The sequence below is a fragment of the Intrasporangium calvum DSM 43043 genome (assembly GCF_000184685.1).
Taxonomy (GTDB): Bacteria; Actinomycetota; Actinomycetes; order Actinomycetales; family Dermatophilaceae; genus Intrasporangium; species Intrasporangium calvum.
This window is the reverse complement of record NC_014830.1, coordinates 1256811-1274876: the sequence shown is the minus strand read 5'-3', so window position 1 is coordinate 1274876 and position 18066 is coordinate 1256811. Positions and strand designations below refer to the sequence as shown.

Sequence of the window (18066 nt, the reverse complement as noted above, 5' to 3'; positions counted from 1 at the left end):
CGTCGTCGGAGACATCGCGAGGCAGCGATCGTCGGACAATAGCCGCGGCCCGGTCTAGGTCGAGGGGCGCACTTTCGCGGCAAGAATCAAGCACGCGAGATCCCCTGGGCTAGCCACTCGTATGCCGCGTCCGTGTAGTGGAAGGGGCTCGGACCCCAACGGTGCTCTGTGCTGGATAGAGCCAATCGGTCAGGCAGACGAAGCAACCTTAGGCCCCGCGATTCAAGGTGGTCGAAATAGCGGGCGTATTCCTCGTTCGCTACCTTTGGCGCTGTCATCCACTCAGGGACACCCAGAGGGCTCCCGTCCTCCAGTTTCTCCGCCCATGGCGTAGAGAGCACGAGCACCTTGGCCAGTAGTCCAAGAGACTCGAGTTCGCTCACGATCCGGTCGAAGGCGCCGGCCCAGAGGCTGAAATGGCGTTGAGTACCGAATGCGATGTGCTCGGCTCCCTTGGCTAGTTCCTTTCCCCCGTTGCTCCAGAACTCCGCGAGGCGGGTCGCATAGCCATCACCAATGGCGACGACACCACCCCGCTCGTCCACCAGATCGACGAGCACCAAATCGACCTCCTCAGCTAGCGCCCGGATCCGCTCGAGAAGGTCGCCTCGGATATCGCCGCGGATCATCCTGTCTTGGAAGGGCGAACTCAGTCGCGGAAGTCGGTCAGAGATCCCCGGCGCTGAGTTACCCACGCTGATGGCGGACTGTCGGGCGACATAATTGACGAGACGGTAGGAGGCGGGCAGAAACTCGAACGTGTCCCGCGAGACACAACTCCCATGGATGAGCACACGGACCTGCTCCGAAGCGCTCACAATCCCCCCCCGCCCGCGATCAGGGCTGCAAGTCGATCGAGCACCTGATCCGCTCCGAAGCGCGCTGTCACGACCTCGCGCCATGCGTGCGGATCGCGCTCAGCCTGTGCGATGCGTTTGACGAGAGCCGCGACCGTCGGTGACAGCCATTCGCGGGGATATATCAGGTCCGCACCCGGCCAAGCGAGCACCGCCGGCATCGCCCCAGAAGCAGCGCCGTCCGCGATGGTCAGGTGGAAGGACTCGAAGTCGCTCACCGACAATGCGACCCCGATCTTCTGGTACCAGTGCAGCATGTCGTCGCCATGTCCGTCGAGTAGCACACCGCCCCACCGGCGCTGTTGTATCTCGCCGATGCGGTCGAACTGCCTCTTATACCAGTCGAGCTCATCGGGCCTTTGCGCCATCCACGGGAAGTCCTCGGGTAGCTTGCCCTTGATCCGCAAGACGTAGTCGAGGCCAAGGGCGTGCAGGCCGTCCAGCACATCCAGAGCCAGGTCCAGGCGCTTCGATTGGGGCACGATGCCCACAAGCCCGATGACTCGGCTCGCCTCGGCGGTCTTTGGCAAAGCCAGTGCGGCGGTGTCGACGGCATTCGGAACCACGTGACACTTCTCTCGCGGTAGGCCATGACTGCGGATAGCGGCATCGCGTATCAAATCGCCTACGAAGACGTAAGCGTCGACGCGGTCATGGTCGATGCTGGCCAGATAGGGCCTTCTCAGCTCCTGCGAGTGCACCCGGACAACCAGTCTCTGGTGCGGCATCAGGTTACGTGAGTACCACACGGCGTTCCCCAGGCCCCACTCGCAGACCACGATGTCAGCCCACTCGAGCAGCTCTGAGGAGCGCTGCTCATCGTGCTTGACGTGCGAGTGCCACTGGTCCTTCTCAACCCTGGCTCCGCCGGACTCGAGAGCGTCAATGAGCCCCGTCGCGAACTTCAGGTCATGACCGGCCACCACTACACGACGCTCAGAGAGCGACCGATGTTTAGCGGCCTCGGCGACTTCCGCCGTTGGGACCGGGGGGCGTACCTGCTGTGGCGCGACGACGAGCTCGAGACCTCGCGTTTGGGTGGCGTGGAGCGCGAGCACCAGCCCCCCGAGTCGGCGAACCAGGTCGGCGGCGACGACTCCCGAGAGTTCACCGGAGTGGTCGATCTGCCTCGCTATGGGCTGTCCGTGCTGGCAGGCGGCTCCATCCTTGGGCACGATCCGTTCCCAGTGCCCGAAGGCACACGCATGGAGGAGGTCCTCGAAGTGGGTGCGACCAAGAGGCGCGTCGACGAGAGCGGCGAACGCCGCGACAAGGTTCGCGCCGTCGTGGATCGGTTCGTCGTGGACCCGCACCCCTAGCGGCTCCAGGACTTCCCTCACCCGGGGGGAGATCTCTGCCCCGTAAACGTCCGTCGGCAGTATGGATTGACGGGCGAGGCCCTCGACGACGTCCTGGTCAGCCGAAGTCACTTCCACAGCGTATGTCGGAAAGGGGGGAGCGGACACGGGAATCCCGGCCGTTCGCGCCAGGATCGTCAGCGCTGCACCGACAGTGTGAGCCCTGTAAACAGCCCGCATCTGCAACCATGCCTCGCGAAGCCGCTCCTCGGCATCACTCGACCAGGCCGCAAGCAGGGCATGCCACACCTGCGGATCCGACGAACTCGGAATGACATTGCCGAGAGTCTCCTCAATGCCTCGGCCCGGTCCAGAAAGAACTACCCCACCGCAGGCCGCAACCTCGACAACCCGCCGCGAGAACATCGACGGAGAATCAGCCACGGAATTGACGTTGAGGTTGGCCAGGTGCGCCTTGTACGAGTCCACGACCTCTTCGTAGGGCAGTGCGCCACGAACATGTCGCTCCAAGGCGGCGGGGAAGTGGTAGGGCGAATCTGGCAGCGCGGCTTGGCGATCATAGATAGCAAGCCCGAACGGCGCGGCCGTCGCCAGGAGGCTGCTGAGTTCGCGCGAGCGCTTCCGATAACGGTCGCCATAGTATGTGCCCGCGTACGCGGCCGACTTCTCGAACGGTCGCTGCCCTGGCAAGGGATTGTGCAGGTGGGGCTGAGCGTAGAACGGAAGCGAGGACGCCGACTTGAGGTGCCCCGCCCCAGCCTCGAGGTACGACACCACTCGATCGGCGTCTGTGGTGAAGACGTGGTCGCACAGTGATGCCGTGGCAACGAAGCGCTCGAAGTGGATCGGGTCCTCCTTGTTCCAGAAGACCGTCGGGATCCCCAACTCCCGCGCGCAGGCAAGCAGGGCCACGATGTCCCGGTGCTCCTCGTCGGAGTAGCGGCCAACACCGCGGTGCCACTCGCCCCCGTTGCCCTCCCAGGCGGACTCGAGGAAGACCAGATCGAGCCCATGGACTTGTTCGCGCCAGCTCGACCGACTGAGAGGCACGATCAGCGCCGAAGCTCGCAGGGTTTGTGTCGTGAACTCATCCGCCACGAGCCCCACCCGCAGCGCCGCGAGTTCTACCTTCGGGACCGAGGTGATGCGTCGGTCCAGTGCTACCCGTGCTTGCGCATGCGCCGAACGCATGGTCTCAGCAAGTTTGACCCACGTACGCTCCTCCAGGCACCACAGACGGCCGGCACGACCCAGGTCACTTCGAAGGTCCACGTCATTGATCAGGCGTTCCAGCACATCAGCCAGCTGCGGAGCGTCACCAGCTCGGAAGATCAGGGCACGTCCTTCATGTCCGCCCGCTAGGTCGACGTGGGGCGCGACATCCGACAAGACGACGGCCTTGCCGCAACTCAACGCCTCGAGGGGCTTGAGAGGCGAGACCATCTCCGTGACCGGGACGGACACTCGCGGGCACGGCATGATGTCGAACAGGCTGAGGAGCCGAGGCATTTCATCGGCGGAAAGCCGGCCGAGGAATCGGACTTTGTCGCCCAGACCGAGCTGCGTCACTTCCTTCCTGAGGTGATGTTCGGCAGACCCCGAACCGGCTAGCGCCAGTTGGAAGTCCACCCCTCTATCGCGCAGGACGGCTGCAGCTTCCGCCAGGACGTCCAACCCTTCGTACGGGACCATGCTGCCAGCAAAGCCGATTACGGGCACGTCAGTCCGCACACCCTTGGAGTGGGCGAAAGCGTGATCCTTTGGCAGCGGCAGAAAGGCCAGCGGGTCGACCGCATTCGGCGCTAGCAAGATCCGCTCTGGTCCCACCCCGCGCCGCACCAGCTCGTCCCTGATCTGCTGGGTGATGGCGAGGACGCAGTCGGCTTCCTTGGCCACCAAAGTCTCAAGATTCGCCTGCAACTGGAAGCGTTCGGAGTCGACCCACCCTGGCTTCTCCGAGGCCTCTGTAATTTCCCAAAGACCGCGAACCTCGTAAACGAATGGAACTCCAAGTCGACGGGCAGCGATAAGCGCTGCAAGTCCCGTGCGAAAATTGGAGGCCGCCTGGATGACACTTGGGCGCTGCAACCTCGCTTCGCGCACGAAGGCGTCAGCGGCCTGCAGAATGTAGAAGTCAGTGGGTGTGCTGCTGAGCGATGCCCCCGGCAGGTGCACGTAACCAACTCCCTCACGGGCGGTGACGTATCTGCGCTGTGCCGGCTTAGAAATATCGACATTCGAGTCCCAAGGATACCCTACCCGTGACACTACGACGACGTCGGCGCCCGCCTTTGACATACCCCCCGCCACCCCTTGGGTACGCGTGGAATAGCCATTCGTGTTGAACACCGGCGAGGAGTGCACGCAGTACATGACCCGGTCGCGCTCGGGTAGGTACGCGGCCCCCCGACCGGTTTCAGGAAGGTTCACGCTGGCGCCAAGAAGGCGCTCCTCCCCGCGGATAAGTTCCGCCAAGACGCGTGGGTGGCCCTTTAGATTCACCGCCACGTCCGGGTGTCGCCGCAGAACTTCCGCCGGAGCCGAGATGAGGCCAAGCTGATACCACGCATGAGAGAGCAGCGGGCCCATTCGCTCCGTGCTCGGCTGGCTCTCGAAATCAGACCTGAGCTCTTCGAACGAGAGTTCTGCGCGACCTCGAACAGAACGACACGGCAGGACTTGCTCGTCCGACCCATTCTCGTCAGAGCCCGACAGCGCCTTCTCGTGACCTACTGCCGGGTTATCGGATGCCCCCCCCGGGCCACCACGGAGGCGCCGAAGGATCCCGACGGGCCTTAATACAGCCCTGCCGACCCGATAGGCGTTGGAGCCACGCACGCGCTTAAGGTCCGCCTTCAGGCGTCTGCTCTCGGTGCGGTACGCGTCAAGCGCGGCGTTCGCCGTTCCGAGCCGACGCCTAAGTGCCCGGCTGTCCTGCTCCGCTCGCTGCAAACGGACGACCTCTACCTCGAGTTCGGTGAGCCGCCGTGTTGCACGAGCCTCACGTTGGCGCAGATCGTCATACAAAGCCCTGGCCCGCGTCTCGTTGGCAAGAAAATCCCTAAAGAGGAGTCCACTGAAGGCCTCCTCGTCCCGCCCCTCATCGGGTTTCACCGGAAAGCCTCCTCGGCTATGCGGGCGCCTCTGGTCATGGCCTTGGCCTTTTCCAACTGCCAGCAGCGATGACCATAGCCTTCTCGCTTATCGGATAGACCTACGAACGGGCGATGCTGGACCGGTTTCATCAGATGCAACTGGTCTCGATCAGCACGCCAGATCCTCCGGCGTCGTTCAGTCACCATCGTGTGAAGAACTTAATAGTGATAAGCCGACAGCATTACAGAGTCGACGGACCTTTTTGGCTAACGCCCGATCCGACTCTAGGACGTCAGTCATCAGTGCAATGGCTCCTGCGCCCAGATCCTCCGCTGTCAAGACGGCCACCGCCAAATACGGTAGGTGCGCCTCCAAAGGCGAGGAAGGATGCCGCTGATGAAGCCAAGCGTTGCTGGCCAGGCTCAGCGAATCCATCGCCAAGAGCGCGCCGGCAAATCGATCGCTTCGTAGAATGTTGAAGGCAATATGACGCCGACCGCCGCGCGTATTCACCACGGTTGCCGACGGGTTATCGACATTAACAACAAGGACTGCGTTGCCTCTGGATCGCGACAACTCGCCAGGGACCACTTGGTTGACTCGCAGGTCCCTTGATGAAGCAAGATCTTCGATCGCACTCGCGGTGACGGTAAATATGGGGTCTGGGACCTTGAACGATTTCGTGAGCCCCTGTCTGAACGTCAAGGCGGCTGCCACGGCGAGTCGGTCTGGCATCACGTTATCGAGCGTGTAGTCTAGCCATAATTCATCGAACAGTGGTCGCGAGTCAAACCGCTCCGGGATAGCCACGAGACCCGAGCGTCCAAATGAGTTGGGCTCCCACCGAAATCTCATGCGTTCATCCCGCCATCACCGAATAGATCGGCACGAATCGAAGCGTCGTCAACGTGGGTGGAACAGAGGACGGACAATTCATATACGCTGACGCCGGCGCCCAACAAACCGGAACACAGTGCGCTAGCTGAATGCAGATCTGAAGTCGAGAACACCACTGCCATTAGCTCATTTTCCAAGTGAGTTTCGAAAGTCCACCCTGAAAGCTCTGACTCCCTTACAAACCGCTGGAGTCCTATTCGATCCCGCGAAAGAACCCTCACGTAGACCTCACCCTGTCGGCCTGAGGAAGCAATCTTATCCAAGCTCCAGTCCTCGATGGCTGAGTCGAACCCTCCACCTTCTACGTTCGTCCCGGTGAACACGGACGCCTCGAATTCAGCACCAACCTTACGAAGGGTCGCGAGCCCTGGCCAAGTTACGTCCGTGAGGATGAGGACGGTCCTAGGCGTATCCTGGGCTTTTCCGAAGTGCTCCTCCCTGAAATGGACAGAACCAATGTCCCGGACAGCGACAAGAGCTTCCCGAAGGGGCATACCCACCTTGATCGTCACAGTGCGACGTGTGAGCCTATCCGGAAGGTAGGGAAGCACCCGGTGCAGGCGAACGTCCACTTGACTTGGAGGCAGCCACTCAGACTCGCTGCTCGCACGCGGGGTGGGGCGACCAGCATTCGCGAATTGTAGGAGTCGCCGGGACATTCCTGCATAGGCCTTCTGCGCTTCCCCCGCCGTCCGCGTGATCTGTTCATGATGGACCCTTCGCAAGATGAGCGGTACACCGCAGTGCCGCATCCGAACCCCGGCTCGGACCATGCGCAGCGCAAGGTTGTTGTCCACACCGCTCTCCAGCGTCTCGTCGTACCCAAAAGCTGCAATCACGTCATGCCGTAGGAGCCAGGTCGGATGAGTCGGGTTGTGGCCGTATGTCAGTGCGGTCTGCATGTTGAATTGGCGATGAATGAGGTTGTGTGTTTCACCCGTCTCGTCGTCAAAGTGCACCGACACGCCGAACGACCCATGGTCTTCAGGCTGTAGCGACGCCAACTGCGTAGCCAAGCGCCAAGGGAGCATGATGTCGTCGTCGTCATGCACGGCGACGAAGGTGCCTCGCGCCGCCTGAAGACCGAAGTTTCGTGCAGCAGAGATGCCTGAATTTGAGCGCTTGAAGTACCGAATCCGGTCATCATCGAAAGCGCGCACCACACCTTCTGTCTCATCTGTGGACCCGTCGTCCACCAGAATTACTTCAAAGTCAGGCATAGACTGCGACAAAATCGAATTGATACACTCGGCCAAATATTGGGCCCGGTTGTAGGTAGATATCACAATCGAAACGAACGGAGGGTCCGTTCGCGGATTGCCAAGAACTCGGCTCAAGTTCCTATAGACCGGAGAAGGCTGCGCGGATCGATGTTTGGTAGGCAGTCCTGGGTTGCTCCTGCGCACCAATGCGTTGAGACGAGGGGCGCGACGCAGCACCATCGGGCCCATCTGTACCACGACCCCTGCACTGCGCGCTCTGGCTTCGAAGTCCCGCAGCAAAGCCTCCGGCTCCGCAAGAGACTCGTCGAGGCCGCGAAGCGCTAGATACGTTGAGCGACTCACACCCAGGAGCACGACAGCCGGGTTCCTACTTAAGTCCATACGGTTCTCTGCATCTGCATGACGGACTCTCCGCCGCCACGCTCCCCCATGGACGAGTCGACCAGGCAACACGTCATAGGTGCGCCCCCTCACGGCCGACAATGATCCACCAGCCAGGTACCGCGCCGACTCCACGATATCCTCTGTATGAACCACTGAGCCGCTGACGACGAAGAAGAACACATCCGCCGTCTCCTGTGGCAGTACTTCATGGACCGCGCCAGCAACGCTTACCTGCGGGGACAACCTCTGCCCTACCATGCCAGGATCGGTGTAGTTATTCTCCTGCGCCCGCGGAACTATGTGAACCGCAATCTGAGCCTGGCACGGGAGCGCGAGGCCCTGCATCGTCCGGGCAACATCTGACTCCGCCTGATTGGCATCCACGAGCACGAAGACCGCAACCCGAGGGTCCTTGCTCATAGCAGATCCTCCGTGGTTGCTCGTAACCCTCGCGACAGAGCCCAGATGCCCGATTTCGCCTGTACACCCGCTTCAGAGGTGCGCAGCCAGCACTCGCCATGCGCAGAGAACGGGTCGGGGCTGCCCCATGGTCGAACCGTGAGGCGCAACCCAAGGAGCTGTCGGTCAGAGGTCAACGAACGTAATTGACTGGTGGTACGAGTCGTGGCCGGCGGCGAGTATAGGAACCATCGTTGGAGGGAATCGGAGTAATACCAGTCAAATGTCACGTTTGGATCGATCGTTCCATCTGGAGCCAGTGCCTCCGCAAGATACACGAAACCGCGCTCCTCGACACGACCGAGCACCTGCAGAAACAGATCGAAATGGCCTTTCGGGCTAAGAAAGTTCCACTCGTAACTTAGCATTGGGGTTCTGTCCACGGATTCACCTGAATTTCCAGCGTTCACGACGCCAATCGAGCCATTAGTTGCGAGACAAACACATGTGACAATGCCGTCGCGTCGAACCCTTCGGCGTACGAGCGCACCTTAGGGCCTACATCCTCACCAAAGAAGCGTTCCGCCTTCCGGAGGGCCCCCAAGAGGCCTTCGATGTCGGGCGTCCCTACGCACTCCGCGATCTCCTTCGTCATGTGTTCCCACAAGGCGGGACTGCTGGAGGTGATGACGGGCAAATCGAAGGTTTGGTAAAGCAGCAGGGCACCGCTATTCAGCATGCGCGAATAGGATGCTAAACCTACATCCGCCGCGCGTAGATAGTATTGAATGAAATGGGGCGCGATCATCTTCGGCTCAATGAGAACATTCGGGCTGTTCTCGCAATCACGCACAAAGGACCGCACCTCGGGATTGTCATCGGGCCGTCCCCCTACTAGGAGTTTTCGCGATACCGTGGGGTCCTCAGCGCAGAATTGCTCGAAGGCCTGAAACAGTACATCAAGTCCTTTATATGGCTTAAGGGCCCCGAGAAGCACGTAGACCCTGTCGTGCGCTTCCAGGCCGAAGGCAAGTCGCGCGTCCGACCTCGTCACGTAGTTTTCGTAGGCAAGCCGATAGTTCGGGTGCGGCACAACAATCACCTTGCCGCGATCAAAGGAAATGAGTTCCTCCATGACATCAAGGGAGGCGTAGGATAGCGCATGAAGGACGTCGGCCTCGTCCGCGAGGAATTGCTGGATCTCAATCTCCAGGTCGGGGAAATTGCTATCATGAGGCACAATGTTGTGCAGCGTCCAGGTCAGCCGGCCCCCGCTGCCCTTGAAGGAGGAAATTGCACTTTTGAATTGTGAGATCTTCTTCCGTGCCGTAGGACGTGCCTGTATTCCATCGAGGACGAAAGACGTCCAGTGAATATGGAGAACCATATCTTCAACTAGATTGGCCACGCGGCTCAACTGCTCGAACTGCCAGCTCTTTACAATCGGCGTCGTTGCGACGCCGTAGGCCTCGACACTTCTGTAAAGCAATGCCTGATACGGATTGGTACGGCCTACCGGGGTATAGGCCACCAGGGTCGGTCTCTCCCCTGGCCCCACCCTCGCCAAGGCGATTGCCGCTTTGGCTTCGGCGATGGGGGACTGTTCATCGTGCTTAAAGCCCCTGTATGTCGCCTGCCATGAGCATGGGACCGCTCTGAGCGGTCTTTTGCCAGGTTCATGGGACCACCTGGATTGCCAGTCATGGGACCACCCGGCGCGCCTCGCCGGTGGGTCCTCGGCCGGCTCGTTTGATCGCCTCGTCAGCGTCGTCGACGTGGAGGTCAGCGGGCATGGGATTCCGGGAGGTCAGCGTGAGTGAGGTCAGGGAAGTGTTGCGGGGCTGGCTCGACGGGGCCGGGCTACGCACCGTCGCCGAGCGGGCCGGGGTCGACCGCAAGACGGCGCGCCGGTACGTGCAGGCCGCGCAGGAGGCCGGGCTGGACCGGGCGGCGGGCTGGGACGCGCTCGATGACGGGCTGGTCGGTCAGGTCGTGGTCGCGGTCCGCCCGGTCCGCCCGAACGGGCACGGCCGGGCGTGGGAGGCCCTCCTCGCGCATGAGGAGCAGATCCGGGCCTGGGTGGCCGGCGACGGCAAGGACGCCAAGCCTTTGTCGATCGTGAAGATCGAGGAGCTGCTCGCCCGGCAAGGCACGGTCGTGCCGTACCGGACGCTGCACCGGTTCGCGACCGAGCGATGCGGCTACCGCGCCAAGGAGAGCACGGTGCGCGTCAACGACGGCGAGCCGGGCGCCGAGCTGCAGGTCGACTTCGGTCAGATGGGCTACCTGACCGACCAGGACGGGCGGCGCCGGAAGGTGCACGCGTTGATCTTCACCGCGGTCTACTCGCGGCACATGTTCGTCTGGCTGACCCACGCCCAGACGTTGGCCGCGGTGATCGCCGGCTGCGAGGCGGCCTGGGCGTTCTTCGGCGGCGTGTTCAAGGTGATCGTCCCGGACAACCTCAAGCCGGTCGTCACCGACGCGGACGCGGTCAACCCGCGGCTGAGCCAGGGCTGGCTCGACTACGCCCAGCACGCCGGGTTCGTCACCGACCCCGCGCGGGTCCGCCGCCCGAAGGACAAGCCTCGGGTCGAGCGGACGGTGCAGTACGTGCGCGGCAACTTCTGGGCCGGGGAGTCCTTCACCGACCTCGCCGATGCTCAGGTGGCCGCGTCCCGCTGGTGCGCGCAGCGGGCCGGGATGCGGATCCACGGCACCATCCAGGCCCGCCCGATCGAGGTGTTCCTGCAGGCCGAGGCGCCCGTCCTGCTGCCAGCACCGGACGCCTACGACGTGCCGATCTTCGCTCGGGTCAAGGTGCACCGCGACTTCCACGTCGAGGTCGCCAAGTCGCTCTACTCGCTGCCCGAGCAGTACCTCGGCCAGCACCTCGACGTCCGCGCCGACAGCGAGCTGGTCAAGCTGTACCAGCGAGGGGCGCTGGTCAAGACCCACCCGCGCCAGCGGCCCGGCGGGCGGTCCACCGACCCGGCCGACCTGCCCGAGCACCAGGCCTCGTACGCGTTACGGGACCTGGCCCGGCTGATCGGCACCTGCGCCGGGCACGGGGCGAACATCGGCATCTACGCCGAACGGATCCTGGATGACCCGCTGCCCTGGACGCGGATGCGCGCCGTGTACCGCCTCCTCGGCCTCGTCCGCCGCTACGGACCCGACCCGGTCGAGCAAGCCTGCGACCGAGCGCTGCAGCTCGACGTCATCTCCGTCACCAAGATCGCCTCCATGCTCGAACGCGCCACCGAGCACACCACCCCCACCCTGCCCACCGCGACCGCCGCGACCACGACCCGATTCGCCCGCCAGCCAACCGAATTCATGAGCCGAACGACGCGCACTGCCAATAGCTGGACAACCCCGGCCAGTCGAGGGACCGCCCTCGCCATTCATGGGACCACCGTGGCCACCGAGCCAGTCAACGCGGCCACGAATGGGACCACCGCGCTGTCCCTCATCCCCGGAAGCGCCCGCGAGGCCATCGCGCGCGAGGACGCTCCCACCCCCAGGAACCCTCAGAAGGAGAGCACCCGATGAGCACCATCACCAAGCCCGCCCCGAGCCCCCACCCGAGCCCCCACCCGAGCACCGGGCCCATCGACCCGGTCGGGACCGACCTGAGCAGCATCCTGCGCGCCCTGAAACTGTCCGGCCTCAAGGACACCCTGCCCGAACGGCTCGCGCTGGCCCGCCAACAGAAGCTGGGCCACGCCGCGTTCCTGCAGCTGCTGCTGTCTGATGAGGTCGCCCGCCGCGAGTCCCGCTCCGCGATGCTGCGCGCCGCCAAGGCCGGCCTCGACCCGAGCATGCGGATCCAGACCTGGGACGAACACCCCGACCTCAACTACGACCGCACCCTCTGGTCGGACCTGACCTCGCTGCGGTTCACCGAGGCCGGCACCGGCGTCCTGATCCTCGGGCCCGTCGGCGCCGGCAAGACACACCTGGCGACCGCGCTCGGACACGCCGCGATCCGGCGCCGGATGAGCGTGGTGTTCGCCCGCGCCGACAAACTCTTCACCCGGCTACGCGCCGCACGCCTGGACCACACCCTCGAAGCCGAGGTCCGCCGCCTCGCGGCCGTGGACCTGCTCATCGTCGATGACTTCGCACTCCGCGCCCTGGACGCGACCCAGACCAACGACTTCTACGAGCTCGTCGTCGAGCGCCACCGCAAGAAGTCCACCATCTGGGTGTCCAACAGGGAGCCGTCCGAATGGCTCGCCATGACCACCGACGCCCTGCTCGCCCAGTCGGCCATCGACCGGCTCACCTCCGGCGCGCACCACCTGATCATCGAGGGCCCCTCACACCGGCAACGACAGCGCGTCATCCTTGACGAAACAAGCGAGGCCCAGCATGCTCACTGACACCTCCAGGTGGTCCCATGCTCGTGGCAACGAGGTGGTCCCATCACGCTGGCAAGCGACACCTGTAGACGGTTCTCACCCTGATCCTCGCGCTTCGATTCAACTGACCCGTATGACGCATAGCGGTCGGCGAGCCTATCAGGCGTCCACTCCTGATGGTCTCGCCGTTCTGGAGGATCGCCACGCCGGGTGGTGCGACGCCATCGCTCGCCCTGCACGCGACCCCTTCCCTCCGCCTCCCCTGCCCCCACAGGGATGGGCGGCGCTACGCGTTTGGCAGGTGAGGTTGTGCCGCGTGCTACCTTACGCCGATGACCACCGCCATCGAGACGCCCGCGATGGTCGCCGTCAACGCGCCCTGGGCCGGGCTCGGCAACCGCATCCGCTTCACCCTTTCTGCGCAGGCCGTCGCGGAGGCGGAAGGTCGGCATTTCTACTACTCATGGCATGTGGGGAGTCACTTCGGCGCCGCGCTGACGGACTTATGGCAGTACGAGGCGGTCCGGGTCCCCGCCGAGGGCATGCCCGCCGACCTAACGGAGGCGGACGACCTCACTTCCCTGCGCGATCGGGACCTCTGGTGCGTCCGCTCGGGATCCGCCATACGAGGAGACGGGACGGAGCGCGAATGGTCAGAGATCTTTGCTTCCCTTCAGCCCGTCGCGGAGCTCGCGGAGCGTATCTCCCGGTTCCGCCGCGAGTTTCTACCCGGTCCGTACGTTGGGGTGCAGATCCGCGTGAACGAGAAAACGCATGCCAAGACCCTTGCCGCGTCACCGGTGTCATGGTTCACAACCCGCATGCGGGAGATGATCACCGACCAGCCTGAAACGCGGTTCTTCCTCTCATGTGATGAGCCCGAAGTCCAGTCAGCCATTCTCTCCGAGTTCCCAATGACCGTCGCCCTTGGCGACAAGGGCCAGTACAACACCTTCGAGGGGATCCGATCCAGCGTGGTAGACCTGCACCTGCTCGCCGGGGCTCGACACTTGCTCGGCCCTTACTGGTCGAGCTTCGTCGAGATGGCGTGGTTACACTCAGGGAGGCAGCAGGCACTCGAGACGTCGCGCAGCCTGAGGAGAGCAGGGAGTGCACAGTAGAGGTCCTACGCTAGGGATCTTGCCCTCAACCAATACATTGGCCGCATTCGCACCAACTCGATATTCGCCTCGCGCAGGCGACACGCCGAACGAGGCCCGCTCTCCGCTGGTCGCCGAGATCGGCGACGTGACCCGCTTCAAGAGTGCCGCGCATCTGACGTCGTGGGCCGGGCTGACCCCCAAGCACCACGAGTCGGACACCCACGTCCGGCGGGGGCGGATCACCAAGCAAGGCTCGAGGCTGGTGTGGTGGGCCGCGATCGAGTCGGTCAAACGGCTCGGCCCCCTGACCGGCGCCGGGCCACTCCGCGAACGGGTCGCCGCCAAGCGGGGCAAGAACATCGGCACGGTCGCTGCCGCCCGCCGTCAGCTCGAGCACGTCTACCACGCGTTACGCGACGGGCACGTCCGCGTCCTGACCCACCGGGGCGCGGCATGACCGTCCTCACTCTTCTTGGTCGATGCTCGGTCGTGCAGGTCATGACCCCCCGAGCTGTTGGGCGCGGTCGCGCGTTCTGATTGACCACACCGGCCAAGACCCCACGCACCACGTCATGCCACCGGCTCCGGTGGCGAAGGGATGACTGACACCCACGACGGGCTGTCCACCCTGCACCGCATCAGCACTGACGAGGCACCTACCCCAATGGGATTTCCACCCCGCGAGGTGAGGACCAAAGTCCAGAACGACCACTACCTCTCGGCGGGCCCGCCGTCCCCACATTGTCGACTCGCCGGGCGCCGGCCCCAAGGCCCTTCGGCCGCTACGCGGTCGAGCTCCGCTCGAGCCTTGACCCCGACGCCCACCCAGTCATGCCCAGCAACGGTCCGGGCCGGCCAAGAACAACCTCCGAACGCTCTTGACACGGCCCCGCTCCTACAGGGATGACCTGAGGTCCGCGACAGATCGCAACTTCAAGTACGACGAATACTGCTTTGCCACGGGGCGGAGCACGCACCAAAACGTTGAATGGGTGGGACTGTCCGTTGAACGGTGTTTCTGGCCGACACGCCGACGTGGTCGGCGAGGAAGGCTGGTCACCTGATGACCGAGACACTCGAGGGCATGAGCTTGATGCCCAAGGAAGCGGTGAAGGCCGCCAAGCCTGGTGAGGCTGAGCGGGCTGCGGTGCGTGAGCTGGTCAAGGCCGCTCGCGCCAGGGGTGAGGACCTGACCGGCCCGGACGGGCTGCTCAAGTCGATCACCAAGACGGTGCTCGAGTCCGCTCTGCAGGAGGAGATGACCGAACACCTGGGCCACGAGAGAGGCACGGCGCCCCGGCCGAGGGTGGCAGCAACATCCGCAATGGCACCCGGCCCAAGACGGTGCTGACCGACGCCGCGGGCGAGGTGACGATCGAGGTGCCGCGGGACCGGGCCGGCACGTTCGCGCCGGTCATCGTCAGGAAGCGGCAGCGGCGCCTGAACGACGTGGACGCGGTCGCGATCTCCTTGTACGCCAAGGGGTTGACCACCGGTGAGATCTCGGCGCACTTCGCCGAGGTGTACGGCGCTTCCATCTCCAAGGACACGATCTCGCGGATCACCGACGCGGTGGTCGAGCAGATGCAGGCCTGGTCCTCACGGCCGCTGCAGGCGGTCTACGCGGCGGTCTTCATCGACGCCATCTATGTCAAGGTCCGCGACGGGCAGGTCGGCAACCAGCCGTACTACGTCGCGATCGGGGTCGACCTTGCCGGTCACCGGGACGTGCTCGGTCTGTGGGCCGGGCACGGCGGCGGCGAGTCGGCGAAGTTCTGGATGAACGTGCTCACCGACCTGCGCAACCGCGGCGTGCGAGACGTCTTCTTCGTCGTCTGTGATGGTCTGAAGGGCCTGCCGGACGCGGTCACCGCGGTCTTCCCTCAGGCGATCGTGCAGGCGTGCGTGATCCACCTGATCCGGGCCACCCTGCGCTACGCCTCACGCAGGTACTGGGACCAGCTCGCGCGGGATCTGCGGGTGATCTACACGGCACCCACGGCCGAGGCGGCCTGGGCCACGTTCGAGGAGCTGGAGGAGAAGTGGGGCAAACCCTACCCAGCCATCCCCAAGCTGTGGCGGGCGGCGTGGGAGGAGTTCACCCCGTTCCTGGCTTACGACGTCGAGATAATGCGGGTTCTCTTCTCCACCAATGCGATCGAGAGCCTCAACGCCAGGTATCGCAGGGCCGTGGGGGCGCGCGGGCACTTCCCAACCGAGCAGGCCGCGCTCAAGTGCCTCTACCTGGTCACCCGAGGACTGGACCCCAAGGGCCTCGGGCAGGCACGATGGATCACACGGTGGAAGCCGGCACTGAACGCCTTCGCCGTCACCTTCGCCGACCGCATGCCGGCGGCGGAGAACCTGTAGGAATCAAGTGCCGGAAACACCGTTCATCGGACACACCCGAATGGGTCGCCACTGGACTTCATCAAGGCCCAGAACACCGCTCTATGCTCCCGCTCAGGTCACTGACGGAGTCTTTTCCCTTCGGTCTCTGAGAAACTCAGCGCATGACGTGACCGTTCATGTTGCCGGAAGCGAGGACACGACCGCTTGATAGCAGCTCGTACGCTCCCGACTCCCAGGTGTGGGCGCCAGCGTGAGTGTTCCGGATTTGGATGAAGCCGAAGCGGTCCGTTGAGTAGATCTGCGCCCCCGCGTCACTGACTCCCCTGAGGAAGCCGGTGTCCTCTCCCCTACGGACCTCGGGGAACGGGTTGACGACGGCGACGGCGCGCGAGGTGACGATGGTCGGGCCCATGACGAAGTCGGTGAAGCGGTGCTCCCGCTCCGGGAAGCGGACGATCGTCAGGTCCTCGGCCTTGAGGTACATGTGGTGCGCCTGCTTGCCGACCACATCGGCGCCGGAATAGTCGAGGGCGTTGAGCTGGTCGCGGAGGTAGTGCGGACCGTATAGATCGTCGTCGTCGATCTTGGCGACCAGGTCGCCTGAGGCTGCGGCAACCAGTCGGTTCAGACACGCGCCGAGCGGGACGTCGGCCGGGGCCTCCAGCGTGACGAGGTGCTCGATCCCGAGCGACCGAGCCTTGTCTCGGACGGCGGAAGCCCCCTCGAAGCCATGGGTGAGCACGGCGACCTCGAGGTCGACGTCTTGTTGGGCCGCGAGAGTGGAGAGGACGTGGTCGAGCTGGTGCGGGCGGTTCGTCGAGACCAGCGCGCTCACGGTCGGCCGCTTGACCCGGTGCGCCGCGAACCCCGCCCCGGCCAGGACCTCGTCGACCCGACGCGTGTAGGTGTGCTCGGCCCAGATCCGCCGCTGGGCACTGTGCACCATCCGGTCGCGCAGCTCCGGGCTGTTGTACAGAGCACGCAACGTCCACTCCGCCTCCCGCGGCTCGGAGACCTGCACGACCTCGTCGCCCGGGAAGAACCCCCCGATGGCCGCGCTCGGCGTGGAGACGACCGGCGTGCCGCAGGCCGTGATCTCGAAGATGCGCCGCGCGCACATGCTCGGTGAGCCCACCACCGAGTTCACGTTGAGGAACATCTTGTAGCCGCGGTATGCCGACAGCGTCTGCTCATACGAGAGTGAGCCGACGACCCGGTCACCCAGCGACCCCGGGAACTGGTAACGGTCGTCCCCCCCAAGATGACGCGAGAAGATCTCCAAGCCCAGCGGCATACGGGACGAGACACGCTCAGCCGCCCCGAGGAGGAGATCCATCTGCTCGCGACGCTCGGGGTACTTGTGCGCGAAGTACATGCCCGCGAAGGCGATGTCGCGGGCTTGGTGACCCCTCGACGGCCGGACGGGGTTGTGGATCGACTGCTGCGCCGCGAACGGGAGCACGCCGACCCGGTCGTGGCCCAGGTCGCGCTCATAGTCGGGCAGCCGCTCCGAGTCGGTCGTCCAGACGTGGTCGAACAAGCGAGCCGTGTCGAGGAAGTCGTCGTAGTGGACCGGGTCCTCCTTGTTCCAGAAGACCGTCGGCACCCCCTCGGCCCGGCACCACTCGAGGAGATCGACGAGCGCCGGGCGCGGCGCCGTGGGACCCGTCAGCGCGTACTGCCACGAGTCTCCGTTGCCGTGCCACGCGGACTCGACGAAGAGCAGGTCGATGCGCCGCGGCGCGGCCACCTCGGCGCGCCACCCTGCGGCGGTCAGCTCCACCTGGTCCCACTCGTAGCGGAAGGCCAGCCGGCTGAAGTCGTCGAGAATGACCCCGACGCGCAGATCCGGGCGACGTGGCGGGCGATCGGGCAACGGCCAGGCCGGGAACTCCGGGGCCCCGAGAGCCTGGTGGCCGTCCAGGTTGAGCGGCCGGCCGAAGATCGTGCGCCGGCGAGCCCACGTGCGGACCTGGGACACGCCACCACGGCGGAGGTGCCACGCGGCGGTGCGAGGGTCCGCGAGGACCTCTCGGGCAATGGACATGGACACCCCTGACACGGACATG

The 18066-nt window shown here is 64.3% G+C and carries 10 protein-coding genes and 1 pseudogene; 5 read left to right on the top strand and 6 right to left on the bottom strand.

Annotated elements, in window-relative coordinates; genetic code table 11:
• Positions 1–86: 86 nt before the first annotated feature.
• The 5 genes from INTCA_RS05745 to INTCA_RS05735 form a co-directional block, all read right to left on the bottom strand.
• On the bottom strand, positions 87–902 hold the full coding sequence (locus INTCA_RS05745; protein WP_244859876.1) for a DUF6270 domain-containing protein: 816 nt from the start codon (positions 900–902) through the stop codon (positions 87–89).
• Positions 815–5290 (bottom strand): glycosyltransferase, encoded by a 4476-nt coding sequence (locus INTCA_RS05740; RefSeq protein WP_218916290.1) that lies wholly within the window; start codon positions 5288–5290, stop codon positions 815–817. The genes INTCA_RS05745 and INTCA_RS05740 overlap by 88 nt, the downstream gene beginning before the upstream one ends.
• Positions 5291–5467: 177 nt before the next feature.
• Entirely contained in the window at positions 5468–6082 is a 615-nt protein-coding gene (locus INTCA_RS19440) for a hypothetical protein (RefSeq protein WP_148236484.1), read from the bottom strand.
• A 41-nt stretch (positions 6083–6123) separates the two neighbouring features.
• Positions 6124–8196 carry a glycosyltransferase family 2 protein gene (locus INTCA_RS19025; RefSeq protein ID WP_013491977.1) on the bottom strand — a complete coding sequence of 691 codons (2073 nt, stop codon included), beginning with the start codon at positions 8194–8196 and terminating at the stop codon, positions 6124–6126.
• A gap of 445 nt (positions 8197–8641) precedes the next feature.
• Positions 8642–9706, bottom strand: a complete 1065-nt coding sequence (locus INTCA_RS05735; RefSeq protein WP_013491976.1) for a glycosyltransferase — start codon at positions 9704–9706, stop codon at positions 8642–8644.
• A 281-nt stretch (positions 9707–9987) separates the two neighbouring features.
• Between INTCA_RS05735 and istA the strand changes: the two genes are divergently transcribed.
• The 5 genes and pseudogenes from istA to INTCA_RS05710 all read left to right on the top strand — a co-directional run bounded on the left by istA (position 9988) and on the right by INTCA_RS05710 (position 16015).
• On the top strand, positions 9988–11730 hold the full coding sequence (gene istA, locus INTCA_RS05730) for an IS21 family transposase (RefSeq protein WP_244859875.1): 1743 nt from the start codon (positions 9988–9990) through the stop codon (positions 11728–11730).
• Complete coding sequence (locus tag INTCA_RS05725; protein ID WP_013491710.1) at positions 11727–12563, top strand: ATP-binding protein; 837 nt, start codon at positions 11727–11729, stop codon at positions 12561–12563. The genes istA and INTCA_RS05725 overlap by 4 nt, the downstream gene beginning before the upstream one ends.
• A gap of 311 nt (positions 12564–12874) precedes the next feature.
• Entirely contained in the window at positions 12875–13663 is a 789-nt protein-coding gene (locus INTCA_RS05720; RefSeq protein ID WP_013491974.1) for an O-fucosyltransferase family protein, read from the top strand.
• On the top strand, positions 13653–14102 hold the full coding sequence (locus INTCA_RS05715) for a transposase (protein ID WP_083807866.1): 450 nt from the start codon (positions 13653–13655) through the stop codon (positions 14100–14102). Before INTCA_RS05720 ends, INTCA_RS05715 begins: the two co-directional genes overlap by 11 nt.
• A 606-nt stretch (positions 14103–14708) precedes the next feature.
• A pseudogene (locus tag INTCA_RS05710) lies at positions 14709–16015 on the top strand (IS256 family transposase).
• A gap of 136 nt (positions 16016–16151) precedes the next feature.
• Here INTCA_RS05710 and INTCA_RS05705 read toward each other — a convergent pair.
• A complete protein-coding gene (locus INTCA_RS05705) occupies positions 16152–18044 on the bottom strand; it encodes a glycosyltransferase family protein (protein ID WP_013491973.1) in 1893 nt (630 codons plus the stop codon).
• Positions 18045–18066 lie beyond the last annotated feature (22 nt).

Coding starts and splice junctions, on each gene's coding strand:
- INTCA_RS19025 (WP_013491977.1), bottom strand. CDS start 8,196: ATGAGCAAGGACCCTCGGGTTGCGGTCTTCGTGCTCGTGGATGCCAAT.
- INTCA_RS05705 (WP_013491973.1), bottom strand. CDS start 18,044: ATGTCCATTGCCCGAGAGGTCCTCGCGGACCCTCGCACCGCCGCGTGG.
- INTCA_RS05725 (WP_013491710.1), top strand. CDS start 11,727: ATGAGCACCATCACCAAGCCCGCCCCGAGCCCCCACCCGAGCCCCCAC.
- INTCA_RS05745 (WP_244859876.1), bottom strand. CDS start 902: ATGGCGCGAGGTCGTGACAGCGCGCTTCGGAGCGGATCAGGTGCTCGA.
- INTCA_RS05720 (WP_013491974.1), top strand. CDS start 12,875: ATGACCACCGCCATCGAGACGCCCGCGATGGTCGCCGTCAACGCGCCC.